Origin of the sequence: Lentzea sp. NPDC020367 (assembly GCF_044387305.1) — a bacterium.
Classification (GTDB): Bacteria; Actinomycetota; Actinomycetes; order Mycobacteriales; family Pseudonocardiaceae; genus Lentzea.
Genome location: NZ_JBIRVV010000010.1, coordinates 312,481 through 327,455, shown reverse-complemented (window position 1 = coordinate 327,455; position 14,975 = coordinate 312,481). Strand labels below are relative to the sequence as shown.

14 protein-coding genes are annotated in these 14,975 nt (G+C 70.2%); 5 read left to right on the top strand and 9 right to left on the bottom strand.

Translation table 11 applies throughout. The features are described from left to right. Positions 1-161: 161 nt before the first annotated feature. Entirely contained in the window at positions 162-1,154 is a 993-nt protein-coding gene (locus tag ACH413_RS34915) for an ABC transporter permease (protein ID WP_360045524.1), read from the bottom strand. Beyond that, positions 1,151-1,891: an ABC transporter ATP-binding protein gene (locus ACH413_RS34910; RefSeq protein WP_360045705.1), complete on the bottom strand. Its 741-nt coding sequence runs from the start codon at positions 1,889-1,891 to the stop codon at positions 1,151-1,153. Before ACH413_RS34910 ends, ACH413_RS34915 begins: the two co-directional genes overlap by 4 nt. A gap of 269 nt (positions 1,892-2,160) precedes the next feature. Here ACH413_RS34910 and ACH413_RS34905 point away from each other — a divergent pair, with 269 nt between their 5' ends. The 3 genes from ACH413_RS34905 to ACH413_RS34895 are packed head-to-tail and all read left to right on the top strand — an operon-like array spanning position 2,161 to position 5,521. Beyond that, positions 2,161-2,604 (top strand): hypothetical protein, encoded by a 444-nt coding sequence (locus ACH413_RS34905; RefSeq protein WP_360045526.1) that lies wholly within the window; start codon positions 2,161-2,163, stop codon positions 2,602-2,604. After that, a complete protein-coding gene (locus tag ACH413_RS34900; RefSeq protein ID WP_360045528.1) occupies positions 2,601-3,764 on the top strand; it encodes an ATP-binding protein in 1,164 nt (387 codons plus the stop codon). Before ACH413_RS34905 ends, ACH413_RS34900 begins: the two co-directional genes overlap by 4 nt. After that, complete coding sequence (locus ACH413_RS34895) at positions 3,761-5,521, top strand: tetratricopeptide repeat protein (protein ID WP_360045530.1); 1,761 nt, start codon at positions 3,761-3,763, stop codon at positions 5,519-5,521. Before ACH413_RS34900 ends, ACH413_RS34895 begins: the two co-directional genes overlap by 4 nt. A gap of 16 nt (positions 5,522-5,537) precedes the next feature. On the opposite strand, the gene ACH413_RS34890 is transcribed toward ACH413_RS34895, so the two are convergent. After that, entirely contained in the window at positions 5,538-6,224 is a 687-nt protein-coding gene (locus ACH413_RS34890) for a ferritin-like domain-containing protein (RefSeq protein WP_360045532.1), read from the bottom strand. Then, positions 6,163-8,295 (bottom strand): ATP-binding protein, encoded by a 2,133-nt coding sequence (locus ACH413_RS34885; RefSeq protein WP_360045534.1) that lies wholly within the window; start codon positions 8,293-8,295, stop codon positions 6,163-6,165. Before ACH413_RS34885 ends, ACH413_RS34890 begins: the two co-directional genes overlap by 62 nt. A 154-nt stretch (positions 8,296-8,449) precedes the next feature. On the opposite strand from ACH413_RS34885, the gene ACH413_RS34880 reads away from it, so the two are divergent. Next, the gene (locus ACH413_RS34880; RefSeq protein WP_360045536.1) at positions 8,450-9,331 is read left to right on the top strand and encodes a cyclase family protein; all 882 of its coding nucleotides are present in this window, start codon (positions 8,450-8,452) and stop codon (positions 9,329-9,331) included. Between the two features lies 1 nt (position 9,332). Here the strand turns inward: ACH413_RS34880 and ACH413_RS34875 are convergent, their stop codons facing one another. After that, complete coding sequence (locus ACH413_RS34875; protein ID WP_360045538.1) at positions 9,333-10,517, bottom strand: fumarylacetoacetate hydrolase family protein; 1,185 nt, start codon at positions 10,515-10,517, stop codon at positions 9,333-9,335. A gap of 226 nt (positions 10,518-10,743) precedes the next feature. Between ACH413_RS34875 and ACH413_RS34870 the strand changes: the two genes are divergently transcribed. Further along, positions 10,744-12,057, top strand: a complete 1,314-nt coding sequence (locus ACH413_RS34870; protein ID WP_360045540.1) for an alpha-lytic protease prodomain-containing protein — start codon at positions 10,744-10,746, stop codon at positions 12,055-12,057. 61 nt (positions 12,058-12,118) lie between these two features. Here the strand turns inward: ACH413_RS34870 and ACH413_RS34865 are convergent, their stop codons facing one another. From ACH413_RS34865 to ACH413_RS34850, 4 genes are all read right to left on the bottom strand, one after another. Further along, positions 12,119-12,592 (bottom strand): DUF5980 family protein, encoded by a 474-nt coding sequence (locus ACH413_RS34865; protein ID WP_360045707.1) that lies wholly within the window; start codon positions 12,590-12,592, stop codon positions 12,119-12,121. Positions 12,593-12,689: 97 nt separating this feature from the next. Continuing rightward, entirely contained in the window at positions 12,690-13,478 is a 789-nt protein-coding gene (locus ACH413_RS34860) for an ABC transporter permease (RefSeq protein ID WP_360045542.1), read from the bottom strand. Beyond that, positions 13,478-14,386: an ATP-binding cassette domain-containing protein gene (locus ACH413_RS34855; protein ID WP_360045544.1), complete on the bottom strand. Its 909-nt coding sequence runs from the start codon at positions 14,384-14,386 to the stop codon at positions 13,478-13,480. The genes ACH413_RS34860 and ACH413_RS34855 overlap by 1 nt, the downstream gene beginning before the upstream one ends. 25 nt (positions 14,387-14,411) lie before the next feature. Further along, positions 14,412-14,939, bottom strand: coding sequence for a hypothetical protein (locus ACH413_RS34850; protein ID WP_360045546.1), 528 nt, complete (start codon positions 14,937-14,939; stop codon positions 14,412-14,414). Positions 14,940-14,975: the final 36 nt, after the last annotated feature.

The window sequence follows — 14,975 nt, the reverse complement described above, 5'->3', positions numbered from 1 at the left end:
CGTTGCCTCGACCCGGCCGCGCAGGATGCCGTTGGTGTGGTTGAGAACCGCCACCTGCCAACTGTCCGAAGAGGCCTGGACGTGCTGCGGCTCGCCGGTCGATCCGGAACTCGATCACATCGGCCAGCATAGGTGCTCCCGCGGTTGAGGGCCTCCACCGCTCAACTCTGCCGTCGCAGCGCCCAGATCGTGCCCGCCAGCAGCACCACCGCGAGTCCGCCGAAGATCGCCGCGTCGACCAGGTGCACCTGCCAGGCCTGGCTCTCGGGGATGAAGACCGCGTACCGCTTGGCGAGACCGGACTGCGGCAGGCACGCCAGGAATCCCTCCTGCGTGTTCGGCGTCCCGCCCGGCGTCGACTTGCAGGCCTGGGTAAGAGCCAGGACCTTGTCGTCGGGTACCGGCCGTCCAGCCGCGTCGAGATAGCCGCTCTCGAGCACCAGGCTGCTGTTCCGGTCCACGTCCAGGTTCGCGTCGGGCGCGGCTTCCAGGCGCTGTCCGGCGAACAGGCCGTTCACCAGGCCGGACAGGGCGAGGCGCACGACGATGAACGCGCCGAGCGCCGCGGTCATCGCCACCAGGGTGCGACGGGACACCACACCGAGGAAGGTCCCGAGCGTGAACGCGAACAGCGCGTAGCCGACCGGCGAGACGTGCTCGATGCCGAAGTTCACGGCGTTGAACGGGCCGTTCATCCGCGGCCCCAGCGTGCCCGCCGCGGACAGCCACCCCGAGACCAGGTGCTGCAGCGCGATCAGCACGACCATCGCGGGCACCAGCGCGACGACGAGCTTGCTGAACATCCACCGGGTGCGGCTCACCGACTGCGTGAAAGCCAGCACGTAGGTGCCCTGCTCCAGTTCCCTGGCGAACAGGGGCGCCCCGATGAAGACGCCGATCAGGACCGGCAGCCCGGTGATCGCGAGCTGCCCCATCATCATCGGGTTGCTCCACGCCTCCCGGAACGCCTTCTGCACCTCGCCCGGCACGGAACACTCTCCCAGCGCCTGTGTCACGCACTGGGTGAGCTGCGCCGAGGTGATGTCGGCGGTCATGCTCGACCGCAGCAGGGTGATGGCGCCCGCGCCGAGGACCAGCAAGCCCAGCAGAGTGAGCAGTTGCAGGCGCTGCTGCCGCCATGAAGCCCAGATCATGCCGCTTCTCCTTGTGCCGCCGCACGCATGTGGTTGAGAGCCAGTTCACCGAGCGGGGTGCCGCCGGCGCCGAGCCGGCTGACGTCCCCTGCCAGCAGGATCCGTCCTTTGTGGAGCAGGACGAGGTGGTCGCACACACCCTCCAGTTCCGCCAGCACGTGTGAGGACAGCACGACGGTGATCCCTTGGTTCCTGGCCTCGGTGATCAGCGCGTGCAACACGGTTTCGCGGGCCAGCGGGTCCAGATCGGCCAGCGGCTCGTCGAGCAGCAGCAGGCGAGGTCGCTTGCCCAGGGCCAGTGTCAGGGCGACGCGGGTGCGCTGCCCGCCGGACAGCGTGCCGACCTTGGCGTTCATCGGTACCGCGGCCTGCCCGACCAGGTGCTCGGCGTAGCCCTGGTCCCAGGTCGGGTTGGTCCTCGCCCCGTACGTCAGCGTCTCCGCCACGGTGAACTGCTGGTAGAGCGGCTTCTGCTGAGCCAGGTAGGACACCGCCGGGTGCAGGCCCTTGCCCGTCGGGCGGTCACCGAACACCGTGATCGCGCCGGTCGTGGGGCGCAGCAGGCCGGTGATCAGACCCATCAGCGTGCTCTTGCCCGCGCCGTTCGGGCCGACGAGGGCCACGACCCGGTTCTGGGGGATCACCAGGGATGTCTCCCGCAGCGCCCAGCCCCTGCGGTACCGCTTGCCCACACCCTGGGTGAAGACCGGAAGTACCTGTTCTGGCTGACTTCGCATGTTCACGGCCGTCTCCTCTCCGTCCTCGGCTGCCGCCAAGGTAACACCTTTCACTAGTGAAGTAGTGAACCGTGAGATCTGCCTCGCCGAGGCAACCTGCGGGAGGGTGTGCGGATCGGGGAACCGGTGGTTCGACCCGTCCCGATGTCCGACCGCGTGTTCCGCCGTGATCGACGGCGTGCTTGTCTCTGGTCTGGAAACCGGACGGGTGCGCGTGTTCAGCGTCGCGACCGCCATTGTGGACGGCCGAGCAGACGAGAGAGAACCGAGTGATCAACGAGAACGACCCCGAGGTGGTCGCCGAGCTCGACCGTCTCGACGAGGCGGTCAGGGCGGCGCCCGCGGGAGACACGACGGCGCAGATCGCGCTGTGGCGGCAGGCGACCGCGTTGGGGCACTGGTTCTTCATCGCGCGGGGGTCGGCGGACCAGCCCCGTCCCTACGCCGTGGCCGCCGAGCAGGGGCCGATGATCTGCCTCTACAGCAGCGCGGAACGGGCGAGCGAGGCCGCTCACGTCCTCGGGCTGGCCGAGCCGGAGAGCGGTGTGGTGCCGACGTTCGGCGTGCCGATGCCGGTGGCGATCGACTACGTCGCCTCGTTCGGCCAGGTAGGCGTCTTCGGTGTGACACTGGATCATCCGCGGCTCGGTCACTACATCCCGCTGGCGAACCTGGGGCTGCTCAAGGGCTGGATCGAGGGGGCCGGGCGGTGAACGGTGCCGATTCTGGCGACGGCTTCGTCGAGGTGATCGCGCGCGAGGTGGAGGCCGACCCGGGGAATCTGGCGTTGCGCGAGGACTTCGTCACGCTGCTGCTGGAGAACGACCTGGGGCGCGCCGCCGTCGAACTGAAGAAGTTCGAGGCCGTCGGCGGTGATCCGGCACGGGTCCGTCTGCTGCGCGCCCGGCTGATGGCGGCGCGGATGCGAGCCTCCACCCCGCCGCCCTCCGCCGGCGAGTCCCGGCAGGACGGCGGCAGTGCCCGGCCGGCGTCGGTGTGGGACGCCGAACGCCCGGCGGTGACGCTGGCCGACGTCGCGGGGCTCACCGAGGTCAAGCGGCACCTGGACACCACGTTCCTGGCTCCGCTGCGCAATCCCGAGCTGGCGGCGGCGTTCGGGCAGAGGCCGGGCGGGTCACTGCTGATGTACGGGCCTCCCGGTTGCGGCAAGACGTTCATCGCCAGGGCGATCGCAGGCGATCTCGGAGCGTCCTTCCTGCACGTGACCCTCGCGGACCTGCTCAGCAGGTGGATCGGGGAGAGCGAGAAGGCGATCCAGAGCGTGTTCCGCGACGCCCGCGCGGCAACGCCGTGCGTGATCTTCTTCGACGAGTTCGACGCGCTCGGCGGCCGGCGCACCTCCGGCGGGTCGCAGTCGACGCGGATGCTCGTCACCCAGCTGCTGGAGGAGCTCGACGGCGTGGCCGGCGTGAACGACGGGGTCTACTTCCTGGCCGCCACGAACCGGCCGTGGGACATCGACTCCGCGCTGCGCCGGCCGGGCCGGATCGACAGGACGGTGCTGGTGCTGCCACCGGACGCGGTCGCCAGGGCGGCGATCGTCCAGGGCGCGCTGGAGGGCAAACCGGCGGACGACGTCGACGTCGTCGCCGTCTCCGCGGCGACCGAGGGCTTCTCCGGTGCCGACCTCAGCCACCTGACGACCACCGTCCTGCAACAGGCGATGGTCGAGTCGATGAGCAGAGGTGAGCTGGTGCCGGTCACGACCGACGCGCTGCTGGCCGCGGCCGGCGGCGTCACCCCGTCCACGACGTCCTGGTTCGACCAGGTGGCGCCGGTGCTCGAGTACGGCGTCGACGACGGCACCTTCGACCAACTCCGGGCGTACCGGGTCAAGCGAGGTATGCGATGAGTGACTTCGGCCGTTCGTCCGCCGACGCCGCCCTGGAGCGGAACGTCGACCTGGCCTGGGAGCTCTTCGCGGCACAGCCGGCGCATCCCAGGGTCGCCGAGCTGGCGTCGCAGGTGCTCGCGGTCCAGCCGGAGCGGAGCAGCATGTCGCTGTTGCTCGCCAACCACCGGGAGATCTGTGGCCAGGCCGCCGAAGCGCGGCGCCTCTACCTCCTGGTCGCTGGTCGTCGCGACGGCCAGTTCGTCAACGCGGCTCGTGCGCTCCGGCACCTCGCGCTGGCCGAGCACGATCATTCCGAGGCGCTGCGGTGGGCGCGCACGGTGCTGGGCGAGGGCCACGAGGAGTGGGACGACTGGATGGAGCTGGGCTTTGCCCAGGCGCTCTGCGGGGAGCACGAGGACGGGTGGCGCCGACTCGACGAGGCGGTGGCACTGTGCTCCCGGACGGCGCCGGACGCACTTCCCAAGGCGTTCGGGAAGCGCGCGGCCCATCTGCTGGGGACCTTCGCACCACCCGACCGGTTCGTCCCCGCCGCCGAGGAGGCCATCCGTGCCGACGCGGCGAACTCCTGGGTCGCTCTGATGCTCGGCTGGGCCTACCTGGTGCAGTACCGGTTCGCCGACGCCGAACAACTCGGTCTGCGACTGCTGCGCGAGAACCCGACCGAGGAGATGCTGCAGAACCTCGCCGGGACGGCTCGGACGTTGCGGCGGATCGTGGAGAACGCCGACGCCCAGAACATCTCGCTGGAGGACATCCGCAACGCGGGGGTGATCGAGCTGGGGTGGCAGCAGCTCCGCGACCAGATGCTCGGCACCGACCTGGCTTCCGCGCTGGCGGCGCTGGACGACGTGATGCCCGCCGACCTGCGCGCCACTCTGCGGCCGGGCACCTCGATCACCGACGAGTCCGATCGGGACAGACTCGGCTCCGTGGTCGCGGAGGACCTGGTGGCCTGGCACGACGGCCAGCAGCCCGGCTCCGGCGGCGCCTGGGGCCTGGCCGAGCCGTTCCGCCTGATGTCGGCAGCCGAGATCATCGCCATGAGCACCGAGATCGAGGCCGACCCGGCAGCACATCCGGACTGGCCCGAGAACGAGGTCTGGGAACAGGTGATGACCGACGACGCCGGGGCGCACCTGGTCGTCGTCGCGTTCGGGGCGCTGGTCAAGCGCCGGCCCGGACGTCCCGACGAACCCGTCGCCGCGTCGGCGGCCGACTGGATCTGGGACCGGGTGGCCGCTTTCGGCGGTCCGGACCCGCGACCGGCACCCCGGAAGGCCGAGGCTCTTCCGGCCGGCCTGCCTCCTGTTCCCGGGACGTCGCTGACCGGTGCCATCGCGACGATGTACGCCGCTCTGGGCACGTCCGAGAGTTCCGCGCCGTACGTGGAACTGCGCGCGCTCTTCCCCGGTGCGACCGTCCGGCAAAGCGCGCTGGACCCGGTGATCCCGGGTCCCGACGGCGTCGACATCGCGTTGCTCGACGGGCTGGTGAAGAAGGTCACCGTCGACGTCGCGCTCTGCCCGAGCGCCGACCGCGTGATCTCCGGGCTCGACCTCGGCGGGCGACGCGACCCGGTCGATGCCCACGTACGGGCACACGGCGCCCGTGCGCACAACAGCTGGGAGAACCGCGCCTCCGGCGAGGTCACCGTCAACTACGACCTCGCCGAGCACAGGCTCGGTCTGCAGTGGCAGACCGGGAGACTCGCCCGGATCTTCGTGTCCGCCGTTGTGCGGGCGGGTGACGACTGAGCAGTCGTCTGCGAGGTCAAGGCGCGGCGGTGCGCGCAGCACGATGCGCACCGCCGCTCATTATCCCTTGCAGCCGAACGATGTCGAGCGTCTGCACGACGAACTGCCACGGCCCGACGCCGAGCTGCCGCAGCCCCGGCGCGTGGTCGTGCGCGACCGTCACCACGGCCCCGGCGAACAGCAGCCACCAGAACGCCCGTGCGGGCCGGGAAACCCGGCCGAGCCGGGCCTGGTGGAACGGGACGTGCCGCTCCTCGTCCCGCAGAATCCGATCCGCGACGTCAGCGGTGAGCGGGTCACCGCTGCCGTCCCGCAATGCCCGGTAGTACCGCAGCGCCACGGTTTCCGCTATCAGCAGCACCATCAGCTCCAGTCGCAGTCCCAGTGCGCGACGTAGCCGCACGAACACCGCGTCCGTCCAATGTGAACTGATCGTCGGCTGACCGGCCGCCCGCAGCAGATGCTCCAACATCCGCGCGTGGTTCTGCTCCTCGGCGACGAACAACCGCACCGCCTCGCCGTAGCTCCCACCGCCCGCCTTGGCGATCAGGTTGGCGCCGTCGCCGGACTCGCCGACCTGGAACCGTTGCACGCTCTTGACGACGTCGGGGTGCAGCCGGGCGCCGACGGTCCAGTCGGGATCACCCGTGCGCTTCCGGCGCCCGGCCTCGGACTCGAAGTTCTCGACCCATGTGGTGAACATGATGGGAGGACGGGCGGTCCGCCGGATCCGTTGGCCGGGTTGTGGGGAGGTCCTGTGAAGGTTCGGTGTGCGTGGTGAGCAGGCCCGCCGACGGTTCACCGGACCAGCCCTGACGGTGACTTCCTGTTTCGCGGTCCCACAGCAGCTCGGTCAGCTGCGCGACCGCCTTGTCCCGGTGCCGCCGGTAGGTGTTGAACGACAGGTGCAACGACTCCGCGACGCGCTCCTGCACACCTGTCGGTCGCAGGAACGTGCGGTCGATCAACGTGCCGAAATCGGGCTTCAGCAGGGCGACGGCGTCGTCGAGCAGGTCTCGCAGGGATTCGGCGTGCGTGCGTCCTGCTCGTTGGTGCCGCCGGACCATCCGAGACCGCAACAACGGGTTGGACCTGAGCAACTCCGGCGAGTGCAAGGTGCGCAGGGCGGAGCGGACGGCCTCGGTGAACTCCGGCCGGGACAGCACTGCCTCGCGGTGAGCAGGCGTGCCCAACTGGCCGGCGTGCAACAGGTCCGTGTACTCCTCGACGTCGGTTCGGCGCCAGTCGTGGGCGAACACCGGGTACGACGACTCATCGACGGTGTAGTCGGTGACGGCCCGGAATCCGAGGGACTCCATGGCGGGTGCCCACAGCTCGCCGTCGTCGAACGCGCCGACGAGGCTCCACGCCGTGTCGTCGTCGATCAGGATGATCTCCAGCATCTGCCACGCGACGAACAGCGTCAGCGACGAGGACGGGCGTTGGCCGTGGTCGCGGTCGAGGAAGAAGCGCCAGGCGCGGACCCGGTCACCGGTGCGCGGCGGTCCGTGCTCCGCGGCGTGTTCCCACATCGCGTCGGCGCCGGGGTCCGCACCGAGGTCGGCCTCGGTCAGGTCCAGGCACGCGCCGTAGCCCTGCGGTTCGCCGGTCTCCGTGCGGAAGACGCGGAAGGCCTCTGGCCGGCGCTTCATCCAGTGCGCCACCAACCCGGCCTGTAAGCGTCCCTGCCACCGGGCGGTCATGGCGACGATCTCCGGCTGGTCACCGTCGTGCAGCCCGTCGGCGTGAGCCCGCATCACCGGCGGCAGCGACGCCAGCGCGGCGAACCGGGACCGGGCGCCGTTCAGCACGACCGTCATGACCATCAGGTCCAGCCGCTCCCGTTCGGTCGCCATCGCCCGGACCTGGCCGTGGAACAGGGCCAGTTTCCTGCGGTAGAGGGCGGCGTGGCGGGCGGGGTCGCGCCAGCGCAGGTCGGCGACGATCGCGTCGCGGACCACGTCGTGCGGGTACAGCCCGTACGGGGACTCGTCGACGAACACCTGCGCCCGCAGCCAGGCGAACAGCTCACCGGTGTCGTCGCCGGCCATCGAGCGCAACAGGTCCTCGGTCGTGACGAGCAACAGGGCGCACACCTCCAGCGCTGTGCGGTGGCGGGTGTCCGGCACCTCACCGATCAGCTGCGCCAGCAGCGTGCCCGCCCCTCCTGGCAGGTCCGACAGGGTGCGCGGAGCGGCGCCGCGGCGCACGGCGTCCACCACCATCGACAGGGTGAGGGGATGGCCGCTGCTGATCTTCTGCAGCTGCTCGTGCGACTCCTCGGGAACGTCCTGGGCGCACAGGTACGCGAGACATTCCCGCGCTGACAGGTTCCCGAGCGGGACGACCCTCATCAACGTCCGCCAGGCCGGGTCCGCACGCCACCGCGGTCCCGGGCCCCGCCGTCCGGCGATCACCACCAGGCAGGACGCCGGGAGCGAGGGCAGGTAGTGCTCACGGATCCAGTCGTCGATCGGCTCCAACAGCTCGTAGGTGTCGATGAGGAGGATCGCGGGCTCGTCGCCGACGGGCAGGGGCAGCGCGCCTCGGCCGAGCGTCAGGTGGCGGGCGTCGGCCCGGACCGGATCGAAACCCTTCTCGGCGGCGATGTCGGCGAACACGTCGAGCAGCGCGCTCTTGCCCACCCCGCCGGGCCCGTGCACGAAGACCACGCCGGGGCCGCCCAGCGCGTCCCGGAACACCGCGACCTCGTCGTCGCGGCCGATGAAGGACTGCCGCCGCAGCTCCCGCAAGGTGTGTCCGAGTGAGGGCATGCGCCCGACAGTAGCCACGTCACCGGGAACCGGGTTTGGGCACCGGGTGGGCAGCGGCTGGGCTGTCGGCAGGAGACCGGCGCGGTGACGATCTTGGTGCGGCGTGTTCGCGCCGCGAGGCCTGACCTCATCGCGGAAACGAAGGAAAGTCACCATGAACGAGAGCCATGCCGAGTTCCCGAGCAACTGGGGCCGCTGGGGCGACGCGGACCAGCTCGGCACCGTCAACCTGATCACCGCGGAGTCCCGCGCGCGTGGTGCGGCGCAGGTGCGCACGGGGTTGTCGGTCTCGCTGGCGCGCAAGACCCCGACCGCGCCGCTGATGGGCGGTCCGATGGCGGCCCTGCAGGCGGCCACCACGGGCGTGCAGACCATCATGTCGTTCACCGGCGCACCGCCGCTGGCGATGGCCGAGCTGATGCTGGTCACGACCCATCACCCCGAGGTCACCCACCTCGACGCGTTGTCGCACATGGTGGTCGACGGGCAGGTCTACCCCGGGATCGCGCAGGCGGAGAGTTCAGGGCCGGCGGGAGTGACCCACGGCGCCGCCGACGTGTTCGCCGGCGGGATCGTGACCAGGGGAGTGCTGCTCGACCTGGCCCCCGGCGGCAGGCTGCCCGACGGGCACGCCGTCACGGCCGGCGACCTGGAGGCCGCGGCGGCGCGGGCGGGCGTCGTGGTGGAGTCGGGAGACGCCCTCGTGGTGCGGGCGGGCTGGGACCGGGTTCCCGACCACGGCCGGGCGCTGCCGGGCATGACCTCGGGCGCGGTCCGGTGGATGCACGACCACGAGATCTCCATCTACGCGGGGGACATCGGTGACGCGTCCCCGCCGCTGAAGGACGACGTCCCCGGCGCGCTGCACCGGCTGGGACTCCTCCGTCTCGGCCTCGTGCTGGTCGACGGCGCCCAGTGCGAGGAACTCGTCGCGGTGTGCGGGGAGCAGGGCCGTCACACGTTCCTCTTCGTGGCCGCTGTTCCCCGCATTCTCGGCACCACCGGCCTGCCGGTGAACCCGCTGGCGGTCTTCTGACCTACCTCGGTCGAGAGCCCAGCAGACCGCGGGCGGCGAGGTTCTCCATCAGCGCGGTGATGCCGAACGTCCAGTCTTCCGCGTCCTCGGCCGTGTTCACGACGTTCGTCAACGCGCCCAAGCGGGGCGAGGAGATGCGAACGACGTCCCCGACCTTGTGGGTGAACCCTTCGCCGGGCTGGTCCCGGTCCTCGGTCGGAGCGAACATCGTGCCGGTGAACAGCACGAAGCCGTCGGGATAGCGGTGGTGGGCGCCGAAGGCGTGGGAGACGAGGTCCTCGAGCTCCCGGCTGATCTCGGAGACCGGATTCACGCCGTGCAGCTCGAAACCGTCGGGGCCGGTGATGTCCAGGGCGATCTCGGTGGCCTTGGCGTCCGCCAGGGTGAACCCGTCGTCGAACAGCCGGAGGAACGGTCCGATGGCGCAGGAGCCGTTGTTGTCCTTCGCCTCGGTGAGCAGGAGAGCGCTGCGGCCCTCGAAGTCGCGCAGGTTGACGTCGTTGCCGAGCGTCGCGCCGACCGGGTTTCCGCGCGAGTCCACCACCAGGACGAGCTCGGGCTCGGGGTTGTTCCAGGCCGAGCGGGCGAGAACGCCGACGTCGGCTCCCAGCCCCACCGCCGAGAGCACCGGGGCCTTGGTGAAGATCTCCGGGTCCGGGCCGATGCCGACCTCGAGGTACTGCGACCACAGGCCCTCGGCCTGAAGAACCCTCTTCACCTCCGCGGCCTCCGCCGACCCCGGCTTCAGGTGGGAGATGTGGCCCTGGACGATCGCGCCCACCTTCGCGCGAACTTCCTCGGCCCGCGTGGGATCCCCGTCGGCGCGCTCCTCGATGACCCGCTCGAGCATGCTGCGGACGAAGGTCACGCCGGCGGCCTTGAGCACCTGGAGGTCGACCGGTGCCAGGAACCGGGGAACGGCGTCGGCCGGGTTCGTCGTGGCGGCCAGCACCTCCGCGAGAGGCCACGACGTGCCGCCAGGGTGGTTCTTGACGATCTCCAGCGCGTCCGGCCGCTCGAGCAGTGACGACACGGTCGACGTCACCGGCGACAGGTCGACGACCTCCTCGCCGCGGATCGCCACGACCGAAGGACCGCCCGCGGACGGGTCGAAGACCCTCGCGACAAGTGTGGCGTCCGCTGCGTCCCGGGGGAGAACGTCGGCGGCGTCGAGTGAGATCCCCATGGATGTCCTTCCTGTTGGCACCTCAGATCAGCTGAAGTCCCGATCAGCTTCCTCTGTCTCGGTCACGCAGCGCTCCGAACACCCTGTCCCATCCCGGGATCCGCACGACGTTCCTGTGTGGAACGGGGTCGTGCGCGCCTCGACCTTATGGCCAATTGGTATGTACCACTTGCCGGATCCTCGCCTTACGGTGTGCGCGCAATCACCCTGCATGCAAGGAGCGGACATGAACCGCAAGCTCATCGCCGCCACCACGGCGGCGGTCACGGCGGCCGGGCTGACCGTCGCGGTGGCGCTGACGACCAGCGCCACCGCGGCCGACACGGCTGACCCTGCCCTGCTGGCCGCGATGGCCCGTGACCTCGGCATCTCGTCGGAGCAGGCGCGCGAACGCCTCGACGCCGAGAAGGTCGCGGGCCAGACCGACGCCGCGCTGAAGTCGCGCCTCGGCCCGGCGTACGCCGGGTCCTGGCTGGACGGCACCGGCCACACCCTCACCGTCGCGGTCACCGACCCGGCGCTGGCGAACGCGGTGCGCTCGCGCAACGCCGTCGCCACCACGGCGAAGCACAGCGCGTCCGCTCTGGACAGCGCGAAGATCAAGCTGGACGCCAGGGCCACCACCGCACCCGGCGCCGTTCCCGGCTGGTACGTCGACGTGCGCACCAACAAGATCGTCGTACTCGCCCGCGCCGGCGGCGAGGCCCAGGCCAGGGCGTGGACGGCCGAGGCAGGCCTGCAGGGCGACATCGTCGCCTTCGAGGCCAGCACCGAGAACCCCAAGCCGCTGATCGACGTCATCGGCGGCAACGCCTACGGGCTCCCCGGCGGCGGCCGCTGCTCGATCGGCTTCCCCGTCGAAGGCGGCTTCGTCACCGCGGGCCACTGCGGAGCCGCGGGCGGCCGCACCTCCAACCCCGGCGGCACCATCCAGGGCAGCAGCTTCCCCGGCAACGACTACGCCTGGGTCCGCACCGACGCGGGCAACACCCCGCGCGCCCTGGTCAACCGCTACCCGGGCACCGTCCCGGTCGCGGGCTCCCAGGAGGCTCCGGTCGGCTCGTCGGTCTGCCGTTCCGGCTCCACCACCGGCTGGCGCTGCGGCACCATCCAGCAGAAGAACGCCTCCGTCACCTACCCCGAGGGCACCATCACCGGCCTGACCCGCACCAACGCCTGCGCCGAGCCCGGCGACTCCGGCGGCTCGTGGCTGACCGGCGACCAGGCCCAGGGCGTCACCTCCGGCGGGTCCGGCAACTGCCAGTCCGGCGGCACCATCTACTTCCAGCCGGTGACCGAGATCCTGCAGGCCTACAACCTGCGCCTGATGACGACCGCCGGTCCGACCACGACCACCCCGCCGACCAGCACGACCACGACCACGCCTCCTGGCGGTGGCGGCTCGTGGGCCCCGTACACCAACTACGGCAACGGCGCCCAGGTCACCTACGACGGCGCGACCTACCGCGTCATCCAGCCGCACACGTCCGTCCCCGGATGGGAGCCGCCGAACACCCCTGCCCTCTGGCAACGGCTCTGACGGCGACACCCTCCCCCCGACGGCTGCCCCCGTCGGGGGGAGGGCTTCCGACATCGGGGATTCAGGGCCGATTCATGCAGTCCACCCAGGACTCGGTGCTGACGATGATGTCGGTGGGGAGTTTTTCGGTCACGGTCCCGTCCGACACCCAGATGTGCGCGTGGTAGGTCGCGATCGGCACGGACGCGGGTCCTTGCACGCCAACGAATCCGTTGACGATGATCGAGCCGTCAGGCCGGTGGAGGTTGGAGCCCGGCGGGAGAGAGGACTCGGTGGCGGTCCAGCCGGGAGGCAGGCCGCGCATCCCGTACTTGAGGTCGGTGGTCCACTTCCCGCTCACCACGAAGATGAAGTAGGAGCCGTGGGTCCTGTCAGGGCCGTGGTAGACGCACATCCGACTGGTCCGGTCGAACTGCTCCAGGTGCCACGTCTGGGTCTGCGACGCCGTCTGCGCCGACGCGACGACGGTTGTGCCGACCACGGACAGCAGGAGCACCGAAGCCAGGACGAGCACCGATCTGGCGATCCGGAACATCACTTTCACCGAACCCCTCCTGAAACTGGCGGGAACACGTTTCGGGTCAAAGCTAGCGACCTGATCTCAGAGCTCTTTGAGATTCGTCGGAGCCAGATCAGACGTCGCGGCCCCGCAACGTGACTGCGGCGGTGAGGAGAGGCACCACCACCCACGCGGCGAACACGGCCGCACCTGTCCCGGCGCTGAGCAGTTCCGGACCTGGAGCGACCCTGGTGAACGCGTCGCTCGCGGTGGAAGGCAGGTACTTCAGGACGTTGTCGCGCCAGGACGCCGGCAGCACCAGGCCGCCGAGGCCCGGCACCAGGAACAGCAGCGCGACGAGAGTGGTGATCGCACCCGCAGTGTTGCGCAGCAACGTGCCCAGCGCGACGCCCATGACCGCGACGCCGGCCATCGTGGCGGCCGTGCCGAGCAGCGCGGTGGTCACGCCGGGAGCGTTGATCGTCGTGGTCGGGAAACCGTTGGCGCCCATGATGATCTGGCCGCCGAAGAACACCGCGAGCACGGCGGCGATCATCACGGGGAAGACCACCGCCGTGACGACACCGGCTTTCGCGGCGAGCACGGGCAACCGGGACGGCACGGCGGTCAAGGTCGATCTGATCATGCCCGTCGCGTACTCGCCGGTGATCACGAGCACCCCCAGCACCCCGATGACCAGTTGTGCGAACATCGCGCCGGTCAGGGTGATGCCGGCGGGTTCCGTGACGCCGTTGGCACCGTCGCTGTCGGTGCCGGCGGTCGCGGCGAAGATCAGGCCCACGCCGAGCAGGACGGCCGCCGCCGCCAGCACGGTGAACACGCTGGAGCGCAACGAGCGGAGTTTGACCCATTCGCCGCGCACCACGCCTCGGAAGGTGATGCCGCCGGTCGTGGCACTCATCAGGCCGCTCCTTTGCCCTGGTACTCGACGGCGTCACGGGTCAGTGCCGTATACGCCGCTTCCAACGACGCGCGCTGTGGCGTGAGTTCGTACAACGGGATCCCGGCTTTCAGGGCTCGCACGGCGATGTCCTCAGTGGACACACCGGTCACCTTGAGGACGTCCCGCTCAAGAGTGGTGATCTGCGTTCCGTTGCCGCTGAGCACGTGAACGAGATCGTCGGCTCTCGGCGTGCGGACGTGCACGCCGCTGCCGGTGGACTCGATCAGTTCGGCGACCGACGTGTCGGCGACGAGCCTGCCGCGGCCGACCACGACGAGGTGGTCCGCGGTCAGCGCCATCTCGCTCATCAGGTGCGAGGAGACGAAGACGGTCCTGCCTTCGTCGGCGAGGTCCTTGAGGAGGTGGCGAATCCACTTGATGCCGTCGGGGTCGAGCCCGTTGACCGGCTCGTCCAGCATCACCGTGTGCGGATCGCCGAGCAACGCCGCCGCGATGCCGAGCCGCTGACCCATGCCGAGCGAGAACCTGCCCGCCCGGCGGCGCGCCACGCTGGTGAGACCGACCGCCTCGATCACCTCGTCGACTCGGCTCGCACCGATGCCGTGCGTGTGGCCGAGGGCCTGGAGGTGATGGCGGGCCGATCGTCCGGGATGCAACGCCCTGGCCTCCAGGAGCGCGCCGACCTCCCGCAGGGGAGCCCGGTGGCTGAGGTACGGCTTTCCGTTGATCCTCGCGGTTCCCGACGTCGGCTTGTCGAGGCCCAGCAGCACGCGCATGGTGGTGGACTTGCCGGCACCGTTCGGGCCGAGGAATCCGGTCACGACTCCGGGGTGGACGGTGAAGCTCAGTTCGTCGACCGCTGTCGTCGTGCCGTACCGCTTCGTGAGGTTCGCGACCTCGATCATGTTGTCTCCCAAGTGGTGCGGCGAGTCATTTGCGGGTCCGGCCCCACGGTTTGAACACGGAGAGCACCATCGCGAAGCTCAGCAGCGCCATGGCCGTGGAGGCGAGGAAGGCGACGAACCAGATGTCCTGCAACGGTTGTTCGCCCGTGGAGAGTTCGGTGATCGGGCCGAGGAAGGCGAGCATCATCGCGCAGGCGAGCACGTTGAGGACCAGCTTGACCGCGACCCACCAGTACCGGACGAGGCCCCACTTGGTCGCGAGTCCCAGCAGAACGCCGGTGAGCAGGCAGACGACTCCGGCCGCGAGGGCCGCGTAGAGCATCGGGACCACGAACAGGTCCGCGAGCGCCTGGTACGTGGTGGTGCGGCCGTCGCCGGAGCGCGTCCAGCCGATCAGCACGAGCAGGGCCGAGACGACGTCGATCCCGATCCACGCCCCCGCCGACCCGACGTGGACCACCAGGACGGTTTTTCGCAGCCGGACCGGAAGTCGCCAGCGCACGTGGTTGTCCCGTGCCGCGGGCACGGCTCGAGACGCGGTGGAAGTGCTCATCTTTCTTCCTTCTTCCCGAAATGGCGTCGCCGAGGA